The sequence below is a fragment of the Paenibacillus vandeheii genome (assembly GCF_030433635.1).
Taxonomy (GTDB): domain Bacteria; phylum Bacillota; class Bacilli; order Paenibacillales; family Paenibacillaceae; genus Paenibacillus; species Paenibacillus vandeheii.
On record NZ_JAROCD010000008.1, the window covers coordinates 1 to 22,002 of the forward strand.

A 22,002-nucleotide genomic window follows, 5' to 3' on the forward strand; every position below is an offset into this window, starting at 1 on the left:
CCCCTCCAAGTGTCACTTGAACCCTCATGATAACATGAAGGTTTTTTCAAGTGTCTACTTAAAGGGGATAATACCATTAGTGCCTAAGCATACCATGGATTTTTTAAAAGAAGCATTTGAGGTATTCAATACGAATTCTTCTCTAAAGGATTGAACAATCCCCTTCTTCTTCTTGATCCAGTATGAGTCCTTGTGCTTATTGAATTTTTATCCATAAAAGAAAAATATATGATATATTTGACAAGCAACTAAAACAGATTCGGGAAAAGAGGATGTTATATGAAAAAAGTCTTTTTATCTTGTCTTGCCATACTCATGTTTTTGATTCCATTTTCCCCTGTGACTTCCGCTGCGAGTGGAGATCGGCTGATTTATGACACAATGTATAATGTCGCTGGTGGAGGGTTGGTGTCAAACAATAACAGATTTTCGTTTCAATTTGATAACTGGGGCGATGCGCAAATCTGGGACGTCAAGACACGCACGATGATATGGAACTCCAAGACTAAAGACACGAGAATACATAAACTCCAGATTAATTATTTCAGCGGTAAGTTGGTCATATCAGATCCGCAAAACACACCTTACTGGACATCGGATAACTTGGCGTGGGCTAAGGCATGGTATGGAGCAGACAATGTGCCAGCCAATTTTAGAGGTAATGTGTTGATCATGCAAACTGACGGCAATCTGGTACTGTACAACAATGAAAATCCGGCCTTGGGCTGGTATCCTGTCTGGGCTTCCAATACAGGTGGACATTAGACACCATAAACAGGCCTTGCAAGTGGATTCAAGCTCTCATCCGTTATTATGATGTAATGTGATTTTCTTAAAAAGTTGTTGCACACCAAAAGATCTCCTCACTAGTGAATGATCTTTTGGTATTTCCCATATAAAAACCGACGGAATCGGCAATCGATATGGCAATTTTGGGTGGCATCACTCTTTTGTTTTCGATAAAGTCGTAAACTCGTTCCGGTTGATTTATTTGTGCAATATGATGTTGCCCATGCCAGACATATCTTTGTATTGCAACATCTAAGCTCATGATTCCATGAGTAGGACTTAGAACTGTAAAAGACCATAGTTTGCCGTTGTTTATGCGGCGCCAGGGTCTTTTACATTTTGATATTCGTTAGGCATTTCGTTAAAGAAAGCTGCTCGGTCTGCTATGCTTCATTTGAGTCTGTCGATTACCCACGTCCGCCCTGAAAGGAAGGATATTTTGTCATGCCTCCATCAACGAACAGGGTAATACCTGTCACATAGCTGGATTCCGAAGAAGAGAGCCATGCGGCAGCCGCTGCAATTTCTTCCGGCTTTCCGATATAACCGAGCGGCACCAGATCCTCAACCGATGTTCGCAGTTTGGGATTGGCGAATTTAACTGCGTTAATGGGCGTGTTAATTGCACCCGGAGCGATGCTGTTCACACGAATGCCCTTTGGCGCAAACTCCAGAGCTAGCGTCTCAGTCATCATCTTGACCCCGCCCTTGCTCGCGGCATAATGAAGGAAATGCGGCCATGGGATAACTTCATGTACACTGGAAATATTGATGATTCGGCCTTTGATATCATGCTCCAGCATGTAATTCACGGCTTCCTTTGAACCGAGGAACGCTCCGGTTAGATTCACATCAATGACCCGTTTCCAGTCTTTCAAACTCAGCTCCTCTGACGGAACCTCGTTCTCAATGCCAGCATTGTTGATCATAATATCCAGGGAGCCAAAATGATCATGCGCCGCCTGCACCAGCTCCTTTACGTCCTCTTCTTTGGAGACATCTCCCTTTACACCAATGGCCTGCCCACCGTACGATTTGATTTCTTCAATGAGGGGCTGTATGTTCTGATTACTACTGTAGTAATTGATCAAAACATTTGCTTTTTCCTTACCAAAACGCAGTGCCATCGCTTCTCCCAGGCCGGTAGCAGCTCCGGTAATGACAACTGTCTGTCCTTGAAGATCCGTATACATCCTGATTACCTCCTGTCTGCATTGACTGATATGTTCAAAATTACATTAACCAATTCGTTCCGCCATAAACATGATCTGACCAGTCCAGAGGAGTTGACCATGCTCCTAGTATCATCACTTATATTCATATTCAGTCACTCCATTCATGCTTTGTTTCCCGAACCTACGAAACTCTCGCGCCTCATCGTAAAACAACCACAAAAAAGGCCAACCACTAAACACTGGCTGACCTGTTAATAACGATTTCTTCCTCTACCTTTTGGAATGAGTTTGAAAAGGGGCTTCTCAAAAGCCCCATTGATTAGACAGTTTCTTAACCGTTTCTTAGTGATCCAGGAATACAAGCTGAATGAAGAACAATACGGCAAAAATGTAGAATATCGGATGAACATCCTTGCCCTTTCCGCGAAGCAGCTTGAGTACCGGATAGAAAATGAAGCCTACGCCAATGCCTGTCGCAATGCTGTGCGTCAATGGAGTAAGAATGATAATCAGGAAAGCAGGAAATGTTTCTTCGAGGTCCTTCCAATTGATTTTGCTGATAACACTAATCATAAAGTAGCCAACAATAATCAGAGCCGGAGAAGTAATCGCCGGGATACCTGATATCACACTTACAATAGGTGTAAAGAACAAAGTAAGAGCAAGCAGAACACTTACCGTTACTGCCGTAAGTCCTGTTCTTCCCCCTGCAGCCACCCCTGTGCTGGACTCGATGTAGGCCGATGTTGGGCTCGTTCCAAGCAAAGCGCCAGTGGTAGTCCCTACGGCATCAGCTAAGAGGGCGCCGCGTGAGCGCGGAAATTTACCTTCCTTCAGCAGACCTGCTTGTTCAGCAACTCCGAGCATCGTCCCCGTTGTATCAAACAGCGTGATTAACAGGAAGGTAAATATGATGGTATACAAACCATTAGAGAACACACCCGCCAAATCCAGCTGAAAAGCCGTTGTCGTGAGCCCTTGCGGCATGGATACAATCGATTCCGGCATTTGAAACAGTCCCAAGATCCAGGCAAGTATCGCTGTGACCACCATTCCGATAAACAGATAACCTTTTACATTGTACGCCATAAGCACAACAGTAATAATCAATCCAATAATGGTCAGGTAAGTCATTGGCTCTGCCAAGTTCCCAATCGTAATCAAATTAGATTCTGAATCAGCAATAATCCCTGAATTTTGCAGGCCTACCGTTGTAATAAACAATCCGATTCCTGCTGTTATCGCGTGTTTAAGGCTCGCAGGAATGGCATCAAGCAGCATGTAACGAAATGAGGTAAGCGATAAAATAATAAACAAAAGCCCTGCTATAAATACCGCACCTAGTGCAACCTGCCAAGACACGCCATATCCGGCAACTACACTATAGGCGAAAAATGCATTCAAACCCATACCAGGCGCTATAACAATCGGGTAATTGGACCCTATTCCCATAATCAGCGTCGCCACGATACTCGCCAACACCGTAGCAATGAATACTCCGTTAAAGTCCATCCCCGTGCTGCTGAGTATTCCTGGGTTTACGATAACTATGTACACCATCGTGAAGAATGTCGTGATTCCTGCGATGATCTCAGTTGAAACGGTCGTGCCTCTTTCTTTTAGTTTGAACCAGTTGTCCATGATAAAGCCAGCCTCCAACTTTCAAATTATTCTCCAAAGCCAAAAACAAAAAAATCCTAATCATCGTAATAGGATTGTAATATTACCGATCCTATATTCGTCATTAGGATTAAAAAGCTAAGATTCTAAACCAATGAAAAGATACTCATATCTGCTTTAACCTGATGTCCCTTTCGAATTTTAATAAAAACAACACTCCTTGTCAACGAATTAACGTATTGTTCACAGTTATTTACGAACTATATAGAAATGAAATTAAGTATTCATTCGCTTTTGTCTTCATTTCGATTTTTCTCAAATTGTTCTTCTATATAAATTGAACTAAAGAATATTTACACTCGCCACTCCGATGACAGAACAACCTTCCGATCGCTGTTATCCCCAGATTTTTTTTAATCCCTTACAAAGGGGAAATCCGGGGATAAAGGCGAACACTTCGCTTCTTCACGTTATTTCTGTCCTCTCCGTTATCGTGTAAATGTTTAGTTCAATTTATATAGATGTTTAAGCGTATCTAAAAAGTCGATTTTTCTAGTTGATCTTAAATAAATCCCTGAGCTTTGTATGTAAAAAAACCTCTAAATCATTGAAGATGTCTTCAACATTCAGAGGTTTATTTCGGTTCGAAAATCTGTTTTAGATCAAATTATCTTTTTCTCACCCAAATTAATGTGCAGTATAACCTCCATCAACAAGCAAGGTCGTACCATTCACGAAACTAGCATCATCGCTGGCCAGGAATAACACAGCTTTTGCTACTTCTTCCGGACGTCCAAGTCTGCCCTGTGGATGAAGTGAAGTTAAATATTGTTTACTTTGTTCATCTACGTTCTTCAACAAAGGAGTTTCAATGTATCCAGGGCATACCGCGTTGACACGGATTCCCTCTTTTGCATAAGCAGTACATAAATTCTGAGTTAACAGCTTAACGCCACCTTTTGCCGAGGCATATGCCGTTGTTTTAGGCAACGCAACAAAGCTGTGAATTGAACCAGCATTCACAATAACTCCGCCATTTCCTTGCTTAAGGAACTGTTCGATTGCATACTTATCGGAAAGAAATACACCTGACAAGTTAATATCAATCGTACGTTTCCATTTATCATATGATAATGCATCAGCGGTATCGTCATCTGCAACCCCCGCATTTGCATACATAATATCCAGTTTACCGTATTTCTCAACAGTTTCATTAATCATGTGCTTAATATCTTCTTCTTTAGTAACGTCTGTTTTGATGAATACTGTATCATGACCTTCCCCATTGAGTTCGGCAGCTAGTTCCTTACCATGATCGGAAAAGTCAGCAATAACGACTCTTGCTCCTTCTTGTACGAAAAGACGAACGGTGGCTTCACCAATTCCACTGGCCCCACCTGTGACAATAGCAACTTTATCTTTTAATTTCATACGATTCAACTGCTCCATTCATCATTTGTTAAGTTTATATACATATTTTGTCCATTCATTACCATCTTCTAAATCCTAATCGGACTCAAAAGATTCAAGACCTTGTACTCTTCAATCTTACTCCTTTAATTTTGAAATACTATCCTATAAAGTTCTGTGTAATAATGGATTGTATACCCCCCGTTTGTAGGGTATTTTATTTTGAAGGGAACGGCGTATTATGACACAATCTTTTCACCCATATGCTGAAATGACTTTTCAGGAATTTGTTTTGTTTTTCAGAACGCATAGCAAACAGCTCGAAGAAAATACAAACATTTACTTAATCTCGGAAATTAACATCTCTGAAACACATCGGATCGAAACGGAAGCACTGATGAAATCCTTCTTTCGCATATTTACTTATTCAGATATTGAAAATATGGATCTTCACTACTCTTCTTATTTGGACACCTGGGTACAATCTCAGCTATCCATGTTAAATATGGCAAGCTTAAATTGGCTTCAAATTATCTTTGAAAAAGCTTTGCTGACACTATTGATTCAATTGAAACATCAGCGAATGATGGAACCAGTCATGTTTATGCTATCTGTTTCTTCTTATCTGATGCATAGCTTTCATAAGTGGGCAGATACGGAGCCTGTAACTCATGATACGGATGAAAATGACGAATTGAAGAAGCTCCGTCTGCTGGACCAATTAAACAAACTCCTAGTCAGTTCTTCCGGAGTTTCCGATCTAGCCTTTATTCTTAAAAAATGTGAGAAGTATTTCAATTATAAACGTTGTGTTTTCTATGCCTATGTACCTTGGTCCAACCAGTTCTATGGGGTCATCGGCGAAGAGCTTCCAAAGGTTCAGAGTATGAAGGGACAATTGACTGAGCAAAATCTAATCTTCAACTCCAAAAGACCGATCTATTTGAAAAATCCAAAGCCTTATCTAAGGGACGAACATATCGAGTTATTTCACTTGTCTTCCATCATATTTGTACCGATTGCTCATGAGCATCAATTGTATGGCTGGGTTACTTTTGACCAAATGGGAGATTCATTTGACTGCACGAAGGGTGAACTGGAGTTGCTTGAAGAAGTGGGAAAGCGAATTGGGTTGTTTTTATCCAGAAAAGAAAAGGAAAACACCGCGAAAACGATGGCCATTCTGTTAACAGAAAGGGAGTCTACTGTTCTCAAACTTCTGGCAGAAGGATACGATAACAAGAAAATCGCTTCCTTGTTGTTCCTAAGTGAGTATACAGTGAGAGATTACGTTAGCAGCTTGATGATCAAGCTGCGTGCCAAAAATCGGACACAGGTCGTTGCCTCTGCTTTCCGTTGGGGTTTATTGAGTTAGTACATTGTGTTTGAATTAAATTCGTTAAAAATAAAAGATCACCAACTTGTGTCCATGTTGATGATCTTTTATTTCATTTAGTGCTTTTTAGGTAAAAGTAAAATTACGTTGAATTGATCACCATGAATCTCGATTTTAATCTGCCCTCCATGTAACTCAACGATGCTTTTCACAATGGCTAGCCCTAGTCCCGACCCCTCTGTCTGGCGGGATTCGTCAGCTCTTTTGAAACGCTCGAACAATTCTTCCGCAGCAAAATCAATTTCATAGGCAGAGGTGTTTTGAATTTTGAAGGTTACCTGATTATCAGACTCGTCCAAATAAATATAGATTCGGGTTCCTGGAAGCGAATATTTCTGGGCATTGTTAATTAAATTTTCAAATACACGCCACATTTTATTGCCGTCCAAATATGCATGAATTGGGAACTTCGCAATCCTCTCCCGAATTTCAAGCGACGCTTGTCCCTTATGCGTGTTTGATTCTGCAATCGCCTGGGTCAACAAAGTTGCCACATCGACGAACTCCATATCCAGATCTACTGTGCCGCTGGCCATCTTTGAGATATCGAACAGATCTTCAATCAACAGCTTCAGCCGCAGTGCCTTACGTTCCAGCGTTTCAATATAGGCTCGGGATGTCTCCTCAGAATGATTTTCTTTTTTCAATAAATCAACATAGTTGATAATAGAAGTAAGCGGGGTTTTCAAATCATGCGATACGTTGGTAATCAGTTCCGTTTTTAAACGCTCGCTTTTCATTTGATGTTCCAATGCACTTTGATATCCGGCCTTCATATTGTTAATATAGCCAGCAAGTTCAGATAGGGAGTCGTTTCCGTTATCTTGAATGGAATTCTGAATATTCCCTTCGGCAATCTCTTTACTTCCATTGATGATGGCGATGAAACGTCTAAGCTTGGAAAGTACATATGGAACCAGAAACAACACAAATAGCAACAAATAAAGGATGAGCCATCCCTGTCCGTAATATGTGACTGCCTCCCAAAAACAAATGCCGGCTAATGCAGTCAGCAGAAGCATAATGATGAGGCCAAACGTTAGTCTCCCGTTTTGTAAGCTGGCTCTAAGGCCCGTTCTCCAATTATGAAAATAATCCATCAGTACACTGCCATGCCAGAAGGAACGTCTACTCTGAGGTTCCTTAAAATAAAGATACAGTCGAGCTGCCAACACCCCAAGGATTATAATGGACAGCAATTCCAAAATAAAAATTGAGGTTGAAAACCTCAGACTCAATCCCAGATATGAATATTCGTTTATAAGTATATAGATCCATAAAATAACGGCGACAATGATGACAAGCAGGTCAATTCCAACCTTTCGATCTGCTTTACTTTTTCTCGATTTTGTATCCAATTCCCCATACCACCTTTAAATATTTTGGGTCTTTGGGATTGATTTCAATTTTTTCTCGAATATTTCTCACATGAACGGCAACCGTATTCTCTGAAGCAAAGATCGGTTCATTCCACACGCGCTCATAAATTTCCTCAATTGAAAAAACTCTGCCCTTGTTCTCCATAAGTAACTCCAAAATTTTGTATTCCTTCGCTGTCAGTCTTACGTCCTCTCCATCTACCTCGATAGTCTTCGAGCTTTTGTTCAACATGAGTCCTCTGACTTGGATGATTTCATCCCAGCTTGACTGGAAGGAACCTAAATTCGTAAACCGGCGTAGCTGAGATTGGACTCTGGCAATTAGCTCCAGAGGATTGAACGGCTTCGTGATATAGTCATCGGCTCCAACGTTGAGTCCCAAAATTTTGTCGCTATCTTCCGATTTGGCCGAAAGCATAATGATCGGTATATTTTTGCTTTCACGAATTTTAAATGTCGTTTTAGTTCCATCCAGCTGTGGCATCATGTTGTCCATGATAATCAGATGAATCGTTTCCTGTTCAAGGATTTCCAGCGCCTCCAAACCGTTGGAGGCCGTAAATACATCTACATCATTGCTTTTTAAGTAAATAACGAGAGCTTCTCGAATTTCCGGTTCATCGTCTACAACAAGAATATTATTTATCTCCATATTTCTCACCTTCATCGCGTAATTGCTCCTACAACTCTACAATACTTTCTGCAGAGGCACCAGTTACGTAAAGCGAATACATTTTTCCATTTTCGTTTCACCAGAACATCATACACGATTTAAATGAAAAATCTTTGGTATAAAAACGAAGGAATTTCTGAAGTTTTAAACATTGTAGTTTCTTTCCTACTAACTGCAAATTCTTTAGATTTTCTTTAGAAATTCGCTAATCAATTCCTTAATTTCTCTCGTTAAGATACAGCTATCAACATGAGAGGGTGAAAAAAATGATTGTTAATACAGTATTAAATCTTATCCATCAATATGGCTATCTTTTCTTTTTTCTGGCCTTCTCTTTAGGCCCGTTCGGAATCCCCATTCCAAATGAAGTAACGATTCTTACCAGTGCTATTCTAAGTCGCTCAGGTTTTATCAATCACTGGGTTGCTTATATCAGTATCCTGATTGGCCTGCTAACAGCCATCACCGTTGCTTATTTTACAGGCAAATTATTCGGCCACAAATTCAAACATAAATTTTCACACAATAAGCACTATCTCATAGCCGAATCCATTTTAAGAAAAAGAGGCCATGTAGCAATGTGTATCGGAATGTTTATCCCGATTGTGCGTTATTTCATGCCTTTGCTCATTGGATTGAGCGGTATTAATTATCAAAAATTTGCATTTATAACGTACTCAAGCGCCCTACTCTGGACGATCATTTTTTTTGCATTAGGAAGTTTCTTTGGAATCCCAATCTTATCCATGCTGGAGGATATAAAATGAAATCAAATGATAGTCTGCTATTTTTAAAGAGTTTTGTGAAGAGCCCCAAAAAAGTGGGGAGTATTATTCCAAGTTCTCGTTTTTTGGCCAATACGATGGTTAAACAAGCAAGTTGGCAAGAAAATATGACAGTTGCAGAGCTTGGGGCAGGGACTGGAGCCATTACCCGATACATTCAAAAAAGTGCACATAAAAGCACCAAAGTTTTATTATTTGAAATGGATCAGACGATGCGGACCATTTTACAAAATGGATATCCAAATTTCACTACTTACCCGAACGCGGCTACTTTAATGAACACAATGAGGAATGAAGGCATAGATGAACTGGATTATATCTTTAGCGGTTTGCCTTTTTTTAATTTTGAACGTACATTAAGGACCACTTTAATCGAACAGATTCACCAAGCTCTCAAACCTGGAGGACAGTTTATTGCTTTTCAATATTCTCTACAAATGAAAAAACAACTATCCGAAAAATTTATTATCGAAAAAATTGTGTTTGTACCTCTGAATATTCCTGCAGCTTATGTTTATGTGTGTCGTAAAAAAGAAAGTAATAACTAGTAAACTTTATTCTAGTTGTAGTTTGAATTGTGGAAGCTCTATGATTCCTTTGTAATTTCTCAAACTGCATTCTATGATAAACAAAAAACCAGTGAATGAATTTAAATCCCACTGGTTTTACACTTTATTTCGTTAGAACGAGACCTTTCAATGCATATTCATGAAAAAGAATATTTGAAAAGCCCATAGTAAAGGGGTCCGATCATGACAACTAATGTTATTAACATCCAAACTCTCCTCACCGCAATCGGTAATTCCTCTAGAATTTCTTTATCTTCATAATCCTTTAGAAGCATCGTAAACGATATATCCCACAGAAAAGCTATCACGGTAACAATTTTCCAGAAAGCAGGAGTTAGAATAGTGGTTTCTGTAACGAACCCTAACAACCCAATCCATGTAATGACAGATACGATGAAATCTATTTTGCTAAGTTTTGATTTATACTTCCCTTTAAATAAAAACGCGAGAGATGCTGTTCCCAGCAGTCCTAGATACATCGTCCATAAAAAGTAAACCACAAACATTCCGCCTTTTTGTTAAATTTCACATCTCCTTCTATATCCTTTTGCATTATAGCCAATCAATTTCGCAATTGATATATTAAAAACCTTCCATATATAGGGTCATTCCACTATCCGCTCACAACCTATGTACCCTATCTATTATTTCTTTTCACATAATAAAATAAAAAGTCGCTTAAATAGCGACTTTCATTCGGACTATGTTTTGTCTCCCTCAGGTAACCTTTTGTGAGGTATTCCTGCTGAGCTGATAGACTTTTATGCTACAAATCTTATTCCGCCTCTGCCAAGCCATTCGATGCTTTTTCGCAAGCTCTGCTTGCTTACTCTGCTTTACTTGTGCCTCTTATACCGTGCGATTTCTGGAGGCGCCCAGGCCGGACAGGAGCAGCAGAGCGCTAACGACAAGCAGCAGCAATAGCGGAGGGTTCCAGCTTGCTGTGATGTCATGAAGCAAACCGAACAAGATCGGTCCGGTTGCCGCCAGCAAATATCCAACGGATTGCGACATGCCGGACAAAGAAACTGTATCTTGGGCATCTTTCGTCCGTAAGCTTAAAAAGATCATGGCCAAGCTGAACGCACATCCCCCAGCAATTCCAAGTAAAACTGTCCATAATGAAATGAGAGCATTTCCCCCGAAGTAAAAGCCTCCCAATGAGACAAACAACAGGATAGTCATTATGATGACCAATAAACGTTGGTTCTTCATGCGTCCCGCAACGATCGGCACGATGAACGCTACGGGCAGCGCAGCTGTTTGAAATAGTGATAACATCCAACCGGCGCTGTCTTCACTCAAGCCCCGGCTTGTCATCATTTCAGGCAACCAAGCAACCAAAACATAGAATAAGAGAGATTGCATCCCCATAAAAATCGTAACCATCCATGCCAGAGGCGAACGCCACAGACTTCGCCGCTTGAGCGCACCACTTGTTGCCGCTACGGCAGACCCTCCACTCGCCCGAGCTTGAGGCAACCAGAATAGCGCGGCCAACAGAACGAGTACGCCCCAAATACCGAGCGCGCCATTCCAGCCAAAACCGAGATCGCGGGCGACCGGAATACTGACACCGGATGCAATCGCCCCGGATAAATTCATCGACACGGAGTACACACCGGTCATGAGGCCGACTTGATGAGCAAAATTACGTTTGACCAGACTTGGAATGAGCACGTTGCATACCGCAATCGCCAGCCCAATCAAAGCAGTTCCTGCAAACAAAGACGCGGTTGCAGCCAACGAACGGATCGCAATACCCACCATGAGTAAAACAAGTGCAAAAAGCAGGGTCCGTTCTACCCCAAAACGGCGTGCCAGAAGGGGCGCGAACGGTGAGAGCAGTGCAAAAGCAAGTAACGGCAGTGTGGTGAGAAGACCTGCTGTAGCATTCGACAGTCCGAGGGATTCACGAATCGAGCCAATCAATGGGCCTACCGATGTTAACGGCGACCGCATAATCATTGCAATTAGGACGATGCCAAGGATGATCGGCCAACCCAATGACAATGGCTTCTTCCTGATCGTTGACTTTGTATCGCTTAAAACACTCATGGCTGCTCGTCTCCTTTGACCTCAAGAACAGCTTTCGATTCTGCAATATGACGGTGAACCGCTGCCACGGCACGATCGGCATCTTGATCAACAATCGCTTCAACCAGCTGCCGGTGCATCTCCTTGAAACTCGCGTCGATTTCATAACGAGTCAAGCTGATAATCGTATCTTGTGATGCGTCCGCGATATGGTTGTATAATTCGATCAAGATCTCATTATGAGACGCCGCGATGATGCCTTGGTGTAGACGGATATCCTCCGTTACCATTCCATCCATGTCACCGCGTGCTGCCGCCCCCTCCCAGCGTTCCAATTGGAGAAGAAGTTCGCGCGCCTCATCGTCCGTTCTGCGCTGTGCGGCAAGATGGGCTCCCTCGCGCTCAAGCGCATGCCGGACTTCCAATGTCTGCATCGTGTCGGAGCGCATGATTCGTTTATGTAGCACAACTCCCAGCACGCTTGAAGAGCAGACGTACGTCCCGTCCCCTTGCTTCGTCTTCAAGAGTCCTGCGTGGACCAACGCCCGAATGGCTTCCCTTAATGTATTACGACTAACATTCAACTCGACCATCAACTCCGGCTCGGCCGGAATACGCATTCCGACAGCCCACTTGCCCGATTCGATCTGTCTTTCCATTTGCAATGCGACTTGCTCGACCAGCGTCAGCCGATTTGTTTTCTTAAGCATACGTAAGCCCTCATTTCATCTATTTTATTTAAACGTAGGATGTTTGGTTAATAGGTACTTTAACACACTTATTTCCCCCAGACAACTCCTTCTCTAAAAAATTGCCTATAGTTAATCGGGACGAGAACTGCCCTGGACTTGGGAAGAAACTTGTTCCGGAAAGCAAAAAAGCCGCTAAAATAGCGACTCTCAATGCGTTACCAGGAACGATGTGTGCACTTCTTCTAGGTTTTCAACAAGAACATTAATCCGGATCAATCTCAACTTGTCTCTTCTCGCAAATCATGCTCCATGAAGAGAATGTCGCGTTTCATTTCCTTCATGCCCTGTCTTGAAATCCGGCCAGTCTCGAACATGGACTGGATGTTGTCTCTCTCCAGCTGAATTCCGACCCGTGCCAGCTCCTGCATCGCTGTGCCGAAGTCTTTTCGGGTGTCGGCATCCCGTTCATTTTTGGTCAGACCCAGCAGCATACGTTCATATTGCAGAATCAGCGAGCTGACCATCTCCATATCCCGCTCGCCTTCTGCGAGCAGATCATTTAGCTGCTTAATGACATAAGTAACATTTTGAATTCTAAGTCTGTTCAATTCCGCCCTTCTTTCTCGGAAACTTAACCGGAATTGCTGCAGCACTCCGAGCACTTCGTCCCAATGTTTTAAGGGGAACAGCTCTTTTTTATAACGCGCATCTCTTGTATGCATAAACAACAGTTGGTTAATTCGGTTAAGGTAACGGTACGCTGTGTACGGATTCACTTCTTTCTTTTCAAGTGCAAGCAGCGTATTCTCTCTTTCCCATTTCAGAACGGACAAGCCCAAGGATCGCTGTGCCTTATTTTTATTTTCATCTTTCTTGAGCGTTCGGATTCTGGAAGTATACGTATTGATGATCTGAGCGGTCGCAAGCCGGTTCTGGTCCGTGGTCAGTTCATTTAATCCGGCAACCACATTCCTCAGAATCTCAATTTTGGCCTGAATCTCATCCTCTTCCTGCTCCGTTTGTGTTTCTTTACCTAATATAAGCGGCAACAGATAGTTGGATGCCAGAAGCGTCCACAGGATAACGCCAGCCGCAAGGAAAATGATCAGATCCCTGGCCGGAAATGCAGTGCCATCATTAAGAAAAAACGGCAATGACAACGTACTCGCCAGTGTGATCGTTCCCCGGACTCCCGATAGGCTCAGGATAAGCGCATTCTTCAATCTAAGCTTCCAAGGTTCGCTCTGTTTGGGCCCTTTAGAAATATCCATCAGAATGGCCCAGATGAGACGCAGCCCAAGTACAGCCAAAGTCAATACCAGTGTATACATAATGACTTTAAAATTCCCTATTTCGGGGTTACTCCAAATCGTCTGGATAATATCAGGAAGCTGTGTTCCAAGCAGCAGGAAGACCAGTCCGTTCAACACAAAGATAATGACCGACCAGGTGCTTTTGGATACAACACTCAGCTTGGCTACCTCGGGATTCATTTTCTTGTAACCCAGAGAATGTGCAATCCCTGCGGCGACGACGGCGAGGATACCGTTGACCCCTAATTCCTCCGCTGCCATGAAAATCAAAAAGGGAGTCAAAATCTCAATCAGCATGTGGAGCGTGACATTCTCCATCCCCAGTTTTCGTAACCACTTCACCACACCATATTTTACAAAGGTAAGCAGAAGGCCCAGTACAACACCCCCAAGTGAAATGGAAATAAAGCTGATACTGGCAGATTGGAGTGAGAACACACCAGTGACCATTGCGGCTACGGCAAATTGAAATGAGACCAGCCCCGATGCGTCATTTATTAAAGATTCTCCCTCAAGAATTTGCATCGTCTGATGGGGAATCTTCACTTTCTGCTCCAATGCACCCACGGCCACAGCATCGGTAGGTGCTAGTGCAGCCGCCAATGCAAAGGCTGCCGCCAGCGGGATGACCGGAAGCAGCCAATTTAGGAAATAACCCATCACGGCGACAGTTACAAATACCAAACCCAGTGCAAGCAAAAGGATAGGTTTCTTCAGCTTCCACAGCGCTTCTTTATCCGCATGTCTGCCATCATTGAACAGCAACGGGGCAATGAATAGTAGCAAAAAAAGCTCCGGATTTAATTTCAATTCATAGTGCAAAGGCAGCAAAGTAATTAACATACCCAGCGCGATTTGAATAATAGGCACCGAGATCGAAGGGATAAACCGGTTTACTAAATTAGATAATGAAACTGCCGCAAGCATTAGTAAAATAAACTCAAACAATTCCAAACGAATCTTACCTCCATATTGATCTGCAATAAGCAGCTTTTCGTGAAAATAGGTTCCTAACAACAAGAATTAATCTTATTGTAAAATGCATTTGTGAACTGAATATGAATCGCTTTTCACTTTTCACGTAGGCTGCCCAGAGCAAGATTCTATAATTCCCACAGGTTTCTTTATCGGAATTACAGAACATTTCGTTAACACTCCCTAATCGAAATTTCTATTTAGTAGATATGTAGAGATGAAATTGATCAAAACAAAAGCAGCCGGCGAGCGGCTGCCTCTATATAGCTAATTACTCGTATATTTAACCCAGTCGTACTCTGCGTACAATGGATTGGCACCGTTATAAGGACCTAACCAGCTATCAACCCCGGTTCCATTCCATATATTCATCATAATTTTACCGGGTGTTACGGGGATATTGCTGGTTGCGGTATGCTTTAATACGCCATCAACATACCACTTGATATACCCTGGTTGCCAGTCGAAAGCATAGGTATGAAACCCCTGTGATGCATCAAAGCCAAGGTTAATAACCTTCTCATGACCACCCACCCCATTTGTAAAATAATTAAATTGCACTTTGGTCGTGTCTTTTCCTAAAAATTCAATATCAATCTCGTCCCATTGCGTGCCATGAGCAGGTCCTGTGTACGTAAAAAAGGAGGAAACTATGCCTGTATTTTTGGCAGGTTTCATGCTGACTTCATAAAGCCCATATCCGTAATTATTAGTCGAACGGTACTCCCCGCAATCAAACTTGTTGTATGCAGAACTTGTCAAACCCAGCTTGAGCTTTCCATCATTCGTAAAATTGACATTGTTGGCGCGCCACGTGCAGTTGAACATATCTCCGTTGGAGTAGCCATCTGCCTTTTGCCATGTTTCCGGGTTAAAATAAGTTAATGGTTCCCAAAAAACATAACTTGCAAAAGCACTTACCGAAATAAACAACGATACCACACCTGCCACTACCAACGTGTACCAAGACTTCCTCTTCATCACACACCTCCATGAATGATTTCAAACATGTCGAAGTTTGGGCAAGCGATCCCCCAAAAAAGAGTAGATCCTCTTGCGGCAGCAAAAATATAAAACGCTTACATGTTTGGTGTTTTCATTCTATATGGATGTAAATGGAATAACTATAACAATCTTTAAAGATAGATATTCATTTCTAAAGCTTTTCGTGAGGAAAAGGTCAACGCCTGATTCTGCACAAGCTGTTCATATTCAGTTCATAGAGCTATTTTATTCTATACAAAATCATTAGAAATATTATGGATCACGGGAGGAACGAATATGAAAAAAAACATTCTAGTCAGCGGGGCGAGCTTTGCCGGCATCTCAACAGCCTACTGGATGAATCAGCTTGGCTACAACGTGACCGTTGTTGAGATTGCTGAAGGTCTTAAAAAAGGCGGCACACCTGTAAATATTCGTGAACATACGGTCGACATCGTGAAACGTATGGGGCTGCTAGGCCAAATCCTGTCGAACAAAATAGACATGGAATTGATGGAATTCAAAAATGCCGATGATGTCACTGAAAGATTCGAAATCCGTGAGCAGCTCGCAGAAGATGAATATGAAATCGAGCGAGATGTATTGCTGGATATCATGTTCGAGGCTGTCAAAGATGACGTTGAGTTTATTTTCGGAGATAGCATTACATCATTGAAGGAAGAAAATAATGGCGTTGAGGTAGCTTTCAAAGGAGGACAAAAGCGCTCGTATGACCTGGTATTCGGCTGTGATGGTATTCATTCGGCCGTCAGAAAATTGTGCTTCGGCGAGGAGGCGGAATTTTCGCATTTTCTTAAAACGTATTTCTCTATCACGATCGTGGATAAGTTGTTGATCCGGGAGAATACGACACAGATGTACAACGAGCCGGGCAAGGCGATCATGCTGAACACCTATAACAATAAAACCGATATTGTCCTCTGCTTTTCATCAGAGAAGGAACTCCCCTACGACTACCGAAATGAAGAACAGCAACGGGATATCATTTTGAATCAATTTTCCGGACTAGGCTGGCGAACGCCGGAATTGCTGGAAGAAGTGAAGAACTCGAAAACTTTTTACTTTGACAAACTGTGCCAAATGAAAATGCCGTCGTGGACAAAAGGCAGGGTAGCGCTAGTCGGTGATGCTGGATACTGCGCCTCTCCGGCTGCTGGCATGGGTGGATCACTGGCGATAGATGGGGCGGCAGCCTTGGCTGATGCTTTTCAAAAAAACGATGGGAATTTTGAGCTTGCGTTCCAACAATATAATAAGAGTTTCCGTCCTTTCATTGAGGAAGTGCAAGCAAACGCGGAAATGATGGTAGATTTTCTTGTCCCACGAACTGAAGAAGCCATTCGCGAAAGAATTTCGCAAGCGGCATCCTTCAAGGACTTCTGAGGACCAACCTGTAGGATATGGAGAGGCTATCATTTGATGCTATTTTTCCCGTGTGTATTTGTTGAGTATAATGATTAGGAACAAGTTCTTGTCCTCAGTTTGGGGCAAGAACTTGATTCTTTGAACAACAGCTCCATTTCGAGTTGGTTCACTTAAAATATAATACCGATAATTATGGCCGATAAAACGCTTACAAGAGTAGCCCCATATAACAGCTTCAATCCAAACCGGGCAACAATATTCCCCTGTTTCTCATTCAGTCCTTTCACTGCACCTACGATTGTACCAATGGACCCAAAGTTAGCAAATGAGATTAGAAAAACGGAAACAATGGCTGTAGTACGGCCACTTAAACCGTCTTGGATCTTAATAAAGTCAAGCATAGCTACAAATTCATTCGCAACCAGTTTCGTTGCCATGATACTACCGGCATGAACTGCTTCATGCCATGGCACACCGATCATAAAAGCAATGGGTGCAAAGACATACCCTAGAACTCCTTGGAACGAGATGCCAAATATGCCACTGAAGACCCCGTTAATCAAGGCAATGATCCCGACAAAACCAACTAACATGACCCCAACCACGATGGCTACTTTAAAGCCGTCCATTATATATTCGCCCAGCATCTCAAAAAACGTTTGTTTCTCCTCTTCCTGAACTTCAACAATATCTTCTTCAGCTGTAACTTCATACGGATTAATGATGGATGCAATGATAAAGCCGCCAAATAGGTTTAATATTAATGCAGCCACTACATACCTAGGTTCGAGCATCGTCATATATGAGCCAACAATGGACATCGATACTGTCGACATTGCAGAAGCACATAATGTATACAAGCGATGCTTTGGTAATAAACCAAGTTGATTTTTCACCGAAATAAACACTTCATTTTGTCCTACAATTGCGGCTGCAACCGCATTATAAGATTCCAATTTTCCCATGCCATTTAATTTACTTAACACCAGACCAATATACTTTATAATGAATGGCAGTATTTTGTAATGTTGCAGAATCCCTATTAATGCTGACATAAAAACGATAGGCATCAAAACATACAGGAAAAATGTATGGGCTCCTTCATTCGCCATCCCGCCAAAAACAAAGTTCGTTCCATCGTTGGCATATCCAAGTAATTTCGAAAAACTATCAGCAAAACCTTTAATTAAAAATTCGCCTATACTCGTTTTTAGTATAATTAATCCCAAACCTATCTGAATAACAATCATAATAATGATAGGACGATATTTAATTTTCCGCTTATTATTACTCGCAAGCCATGCCAGCAACAGAACCATAATCAGACCGACAACAGAAATTAGATAATGCATGTTTAACCCTCCAAATTATCGGTACATTTTTTTGGAATCTTCATTGGATAAATTAGCTCTCAATGGCTGTGTTAAGTGCTATTTCGACCATTTCATAAAAGGATTGCTCACTGTCTTGATGAGTTAAGTGCTCCTGTGTTAACAGTTGACTGCCTACTGTCAAAATGGATAGTGCTTTTACACCATATTTAGCGGCTGTAGTATAGAGGGCTGTGCTTTCCATTTCGACCGCTAATACACCAAAATCCATAAACTTGTGAAGACGATCTAAGTTCTCACGATAGAATTCATCGGAATTATAGATGTTACCCACAAAGACACTTATTTGTTTAGCTTGTGCTTGTTGATACGCTTTCATTAACAATGAGAAATCTGCCGTAGGTGCATAATTACAGCCATGGAAGATCTTATCCGTCATATTACTATCTGAAGACACGGCTTGGGCGATTACAATATCGCGGATATTAATTTCTTTCTGCATCGCGCCACATGTACCGATACGAATCAATGTCTTAACTTCATAATCGACGATCAATTCCGTTGCATAGATACTCATCGATGGATTTCCCATTCCTGTCCCCTGAACCGACACCGGTATGCCCTTGTACAATCCGGTGTACCCATACATGCCTCTTACTTCGTTATAACAATTCGTCTCATCTAAAAAGTGTTCTGCTACGAATTTTGCACGCAAAGGATCTCCCGGAAGCAAAACGATGTCTGCTATTTCTCCTTTTTTCGCGCCTAAATGCCTACTCATATTTCTGCCCCCTACTCTCAATATTGAACTCAGCCTTACCGACATCTCTTCCGCATGCCTAGAAAATCAGTTCGGATAGTACATTGAGCATAAGATTTTTTGTCATAACAAACTAGACCAAAATCTTACGGAGGGTAAGGGAAATAATTGGTCAAATTATAAAAGCAACTCTTTACGAATATTGTCCAGATCTCTTTTGGACGGGATCGTAGAGATAATAACAACAGGCACGGTCTGCAATGAAACCGGAATATTACTAATGACAAAATCAATCTGATGTTGCTGCATCATTTCGTCAGAGAGCCCTTTCATTATGGACGTATTGATGACCAGCTGATCCCCAATTTCCTTCTTGATCAAATCCGCTATGTAATGACGAATTGAAAATTCTTCTCCGATTACTAGGAAGGCTCTTTTCCTCTTATAACGTAAACTTGAACGAACCATTAAGGTTAGCTTGGTTAAATGAAAGTGATTGTACATGACGTTGGGGTAAGCTTTGCCCCATGTTTGCATGCAGGTTTGCAGTTCCTGATACAGCTGCTGGCATTCCTTTTGAACATATGCCGTTAAATTACTTTTGGAAATCATCATCCATTCAGAAATTGCATTATCGATTAATAACTTGTCAAAGAACGCGTATATCTCCAATATAAATCGTTCTTCCATCTCCAAATTGGGGTATACTTTTGCCAATAGACTTAGGAGTAGATTACCCATTTGATATTCCTCTTTATCTTTATGTAATTCGACTTCTTTCCTGGGCGTTATTTCTGATCCTTCATAATAATGATATTGGCTGAGACTAACCAGGGATTGCATAAAGTAGATTTCACTTTTGGGAAAATCAATGGAATGCTTCTCTTCAAGACTTTGGGCAAGGGTCTTCACAGGCATATAAAACATCCCCTTTTCCCAGGGGTAAGCACTTTCGTCAATGTTTACGAATTTCCCTTGAAAGACTCTTTCTATAACAATGGCCAGCAAAAAGGAAAGTCTCCTTTTGGAATTGATAAAATATACAATGTTTTTCTCATTCTCTATACTTGTGATCAACTGATTGATGTAATCATAATCGACATTCGCAAAAGGCCATCCTGTAAACTCATACGCATCGCAATACAACTTCCAATAAAAATATCGAATATTCATTTCATTCCCTTTGATCATCGGGGTTGAATACGTAATGCGTAACTTATAGGCTTTTAGATCATTATTATTTAATTGCACAATCAGTTTCTTCAAAGATGAGGTGCTCATAAACATGACTCCGGCAAGCTCCTCTACGGACAGTCGGTCCACATTCGTGAACAGAACATTCATCAGTCGATAAAAAATGGTTTGTCTGAACATCGAAGAAATCACTTCACTCATCGTCTCACTTCGCCCATCACGCAGAAGAATGATTCCCTTTCCTCTAGAAACTTCTATAGTTACAGCCGGGGGCAATTGCTTGCTGATTTCCTCAACCATCTTACGTATTGTTTTATCTGAGACCCCTAAACTTTTTTCAACTTCGGCTAATGTAAACCATCTTTGTTCCGTATCCAGCAGTGTTAGTAGTTGACTAGCTAATGTAAATCCTTTATCCATGTTCCCACCCTATTCTACTTATTTTGAATGTCATCGTGTTTGTTCAATCCATATACGAGCCGACCCTTTCGGCACCATTTATAGGTTTTTCCTTTTTTAGCCATGAAAAAACCCCCTCCGCTCAGCAAGATTAAGTCCATCTTAACAGATGTCTTTTTTCTCTTGTCTACGAAAAGGGGATAACAGCAATTTAATCCTATAGTTCCTATACCTTATTATTCAATTTGGGTTGTCTTCATAAAGATTTTTTTCAAATTGTTCTTCTAGATGCTCTGCGTAACGGACAACACGTGGGGATTCCAGTAACCTACCTATTACAAAATATAATCCAATCAAAATACATACTGATATAATGATTTCAACCATGTGTGGCATCATTCTCCCATATTCTCTCCTTGCCAGGTAGCGTCTAGTCGGCCAAGTTGAATTTCATGATTTGCTTGGTTATCCATTACCATTCCACTTGGTCGAAACGCATGTTTTTATAGTAATACTCCCTGTCATGATCCGTGATTTCACGAAGGACCCTGCAAGGATTTCCAACAGCAATTACGTTGCTAGGAATATCCTTGGTTACCACGCTTCCTGCTCCGATCACACTTCCAGCACCGATAGTGACTCCTGGTACAATCACAACACAGCTACCGATCCATACGCCATCCTCGATAACTACGGGCAAAGCAAACATCCCACCTTCTTTACGTTTTTCTGGGTGTACGGGATGATTGGTTACCGCAATCGTAACATTTGGACCAAACATAACATCATTTCCTATCGTCACTTTATAGTCATCGACAACAGTTAAATTAAAGTTGATATAGACATTATTGCCTACTGTAGTATTTGATCCGTATGACATCCGAATAGGAGGCTCCATCCAAACATGTTCACCAATACTACCGAAAAGCTGTGCCATCAGCGTCTTGCGCATTTCAATATCATCGGGATGTAAACGATTGATCTCATAACATAGTGCCTTTCCTCGTTGACGCGCACGAGCCAGATCCGATGCTTCCTTTGGATAATTCGCATCATGATCCGTAAACAGTTGCCGATTTGCCATTCGTTCTATAATATTCATGCCTTTGTCCCCTCTGCCTTTAATCTATTTCTT

At 41.6% G+C, this 22,002-nt stretch carries 20 protein-coding genes; 5 read left to right on the forward strand and 15 right to left on the reverse strand.

Going from position 1 to position 22,002, the window contains the following annotated elements; translation table 11 throughout:
• The first annotated feature begins 279 nt into the window (after nucleotides 1–279).
• Entirely contained in the window at nucleotides 280–765 is a 486-nt protein-coding gene (locus tag P5G61_RS16655) for a hypothetical protein (RefSeq protein ID WP_301247555.1), read from the forward strand.
• A gap of 431 nt (nucleotides 766–1,196) precedes the next feature.
• Here P5G61_RS16655 and P5G61_RS16660 read toward each other — a convergent pair whose 3' ends face one another.
• The 3 genes from P5G61_RS16660 to P5G61_RS16670 form a co-directional block, all read right to left on the reverse strand.
• The gene (locus P5G61_RS16660) at nucleotides 1,197–1,982 is read right to left on the reverse strand and encodes a glucose-1-dehydrogenase (RefSeq protein WP_301247556.1); all 786 of its coding nucleotides are present in this window, start codon (nucleotides 1,980–1,982) and stop codon (nucleotides 1,197–1,199) included.
• Nucleotides 1,983–2,306: 324 nt separating this feature from the next.
• Entirely contained in the window at nucleotides 2,307–3,605 is a 1,299-nt protein-coding gene (locus P5G61_RS16665; protein WP_301247557.1) for an NCS2 family permease, read from the reverse strand.
• A gap of 666 nt (nucleotides 3,606–4,271) precedes the next feature.
• A complete protein-coding gene (locus tag P5G61_RS16670) occupies nucleotides 4,272–5,015 on the reverse strand; it encodes an SDR family NAD(P)-dependent oxidoreductase (RefSeq protein ID WP_301247806.1) in 744 nt (247 codons plus the stop codon).
• 250 nt (nucleotides 5,016–5,265) lie between these two features.
• On the opposite strand from P5G61_RS16670, the gene P5G61_RS16675 reads away from it, so the two are divergent.
• Nucleotides 5,266–6,369 (forward strand): LuxR C-terminal-related transcriptional regulator, encoded by a 1,104-nt coding sequence (locus P5G61_RS16675; protein WP_301247558.1) that lies wholly within the window; start codon nucleotides 5,266–5,268, stop codon nucleotides 6,367–6,369.
• Between the two features lie 77 nt (nucleotides 6,370–6,446).
• Here the strand turns inward: P5G61_RS16675 and P5G61_RS16680 are convergent, their stop codons facing one another.
• Nucleotides 6,447–7,748, reverse strand: coding sequence for a sensor histidine kinase (locus tag P5G61_RS16680; RefSeq protein WP_301247559.1), 1,302 nt, complete (start codon nucleotides 7,746–7,748; stop codon nucleotides 6,447–6,449).
• Nucleotides 7,723–8,421, reverse strand: coding sequence for a response regulator transcription factor (locus tag P5G61_RS16685; protein ID WP_301247807.1), 699 nt, complete (start codon nucleotides 8,419–8,421; stop codon nucleotides 7,723–7,725). Before P5G61_RS16685 ends, P5G61_RS16680 begins: the two co-directional genes overlap by 26 nt.
• 287 nt (nucleotides 8,422–8,708) lie before the next feature.
• Here P5G61_RS16685 and P5G61_RS16690 point away from each other — a divergent pair, with 287 nt between their 5' ends.
• A complete protein-coding gene (locus P5G61_RS16690; RefSeq protein WP_301247560.1) occupies nucleotides 8,709–9,209 on the forward strand; it encodes a DedA family protein in 501 nt (166 codons plus the stop codon).
• Nucleotides 9,206–9,775 (forward strand): class I SAM-dependent methyltransferase, encoded by a 570-nt coding sequence (locus P5G61_RS16695; RefSeq protein WP_301247561.1) that lies wholly within the window; start codon nucleotides 9,206–9,208, stop codon nucleotides 9,773–9,775. The genes P5G61_RS16690 and P5G61_RS16695 overlap by 4 nt, the downstream gene beginning before the upstream one ends.
• A 158-nt stretch (nucleotides 9,776–9,933) precedes the next feature.
• Here P5G61_RS16695 and P5G61_RS16700 read toward each other — a convergent pair whose 3' ends face one another.
• The 5 genes from P5G61_RS16700 to bglS form a co-directional block, all read right to left on the reverse strand.
• A complete protein-coding gene (locus tag P5G61_RS16700; RefSeq protein ID WP_301247562.1) occupies nucleotides 9,934–10,275 on the reverse strand; it encodes a hypothetical protein in 342 nt (113 codons plus the stop codon).
• A gap of 370 nt (nucleotides 10,276–10,645) precedes the next feature.
• The gene (locus tag P5G61_RS16705) at nucleotides 10,646–11,854 is read right to left on the reverse strand and encodes a CynX/NimT family MFS transporter (protein WP_301247563.1); all 1,209 of its coding nucleotides are present in this window, start codon (nucleotides 11,852–11,854) and stop codon (nucleotides 10,646–10,648) included.
• Nucleotides 11,851–12,543, reverse strand: coding sequence for a FadR/GntR family transcriptional regulator (locus P5G61_RS16710; RefSeq protein WP_301247564.1), 693 nt, complete (start codon nucleotides 12,541–12,543; stop codon nucleotides 11,851–11,853). Before P5G61_RS16710 ends, P5G61_RS16705 begins: the two co-directional genes overlap by 4 nt.
• A 260-nt stretch (nucleotides 12,544–12,803) precedes the next feature.
• Nucleotides 12,804–14,792, reverse strand: a complete 1,989-nt coding sequence (locus tag P5G61_RS16715; protein ID WP_301247565.1) for a Na+/H+ antiporter — start codon at nucleotides 14,790–14,792, stop codon at nucleotides 12,804–12,806.
• A 288-nt stretch (nucleotides 14,793–15,080) separates the two neighbouring features.
• Nucleotides 15,081–15,794, reverse strand: a complete 714-nt coding sequence (gene bglS, locus P5G61_RS16720) for a beta-glucanase (protein WP_024633405.1) — start codon at nucleotides 15,792–15,794, stop codon at nucleotides 15,081–15,083.
• Nucleotides 15,795–16,094: 300 nt separating this feature from the next.
• On the opposite strand from bglS, the gene P5G61_RS16725 reads away from it, so the two are divergent.
• Entirely contained in the window at nucleotides 16,095–17,201 is a 1,107-nt protein-coding gene (locus tag P5G61_RS16725; protein WP_301247566.1) for an FAD-dependent monooxygenase, read from the forward strand.
• A gap of 152 nt (nucleotides 17,202–17,353) precedes the next feature.
• Here P5G61_RS16725 and P5G61_RS16730 read toward each other — a convergent pair whose 3' ends face one another.
• From P5G61_RS16730 to P5G61_RS16750, 5 genes are all read right to left on the reverse strand, one after another.
• Nucleotides 17,354–18,535, reverse strand: coding sequence for a NupC/NupG family nucleoside CNT transporter (locus P5G61_RS16730; RefSeq protein WP_301247567.1), 1,182 nt, complete (start codon nucleotides 18,533–18,535; stop codon nucleotides 17,354–17,356).
• A gap of 52 nt (nucleotides 18,536–18,587) precedes the next feature.
• Nucleotides 18,588–19,295 (reverse strand): purine-nucleoside phosphorylase, encoded by a 708-nt coding sequence (deoD, locus tag P5G61_RS16735; protein WP_301247568.1) that lies wholly within the window; start codon nucleotides 19,293–19,295, stop codon nucleotides 18,588–18,590.
• A gap of 156 nt (nucleotides 19,296–19,451) precedes the next feature.
• The gene (locus P5G61_RS16740) at nucleotides 19,452–20,888 is read right to left on the reverse strand and encodes an AcpB/EbpR/MafR family transcriptional regulator (protein ID WP_301247569.1); all 1,437 of its coding nucleotides are present in this window, start codon (nucleotides 20,886–20,888) and stop codon (nucleotides 19,452–19,454) included.
• Between the two features lie 219 nt (nucleotides 20,889–21,107).
• Entirely contained in the window at nucleotides 21,108–21,254 is a 147-nt protein-coding gene (locus tag P5G61_RS16745; protein ID WP_301247570.1) for a hypothetical protein, read from the reverse strand.
• Between the two features lie 85 nt (nucleotides 21,255–21,339).
• Nucleotides 21,340–21,951 carry a DapH/DapD/GlmU-related protein gene (locus P5G61_RS16750; RefSeq protein WP_301247571.1) on the reverse strand — a complete coding sequence of 204 codons (612 nt, stop codon included), beginning with the start codon at nucleotides 21,949–21,951 and terminating at the stop codon, nucleotides 21,340–21,342.
• Between the last annotated feature and the right edge of the window lie 51 nt (nucleotides 21,952–22,002).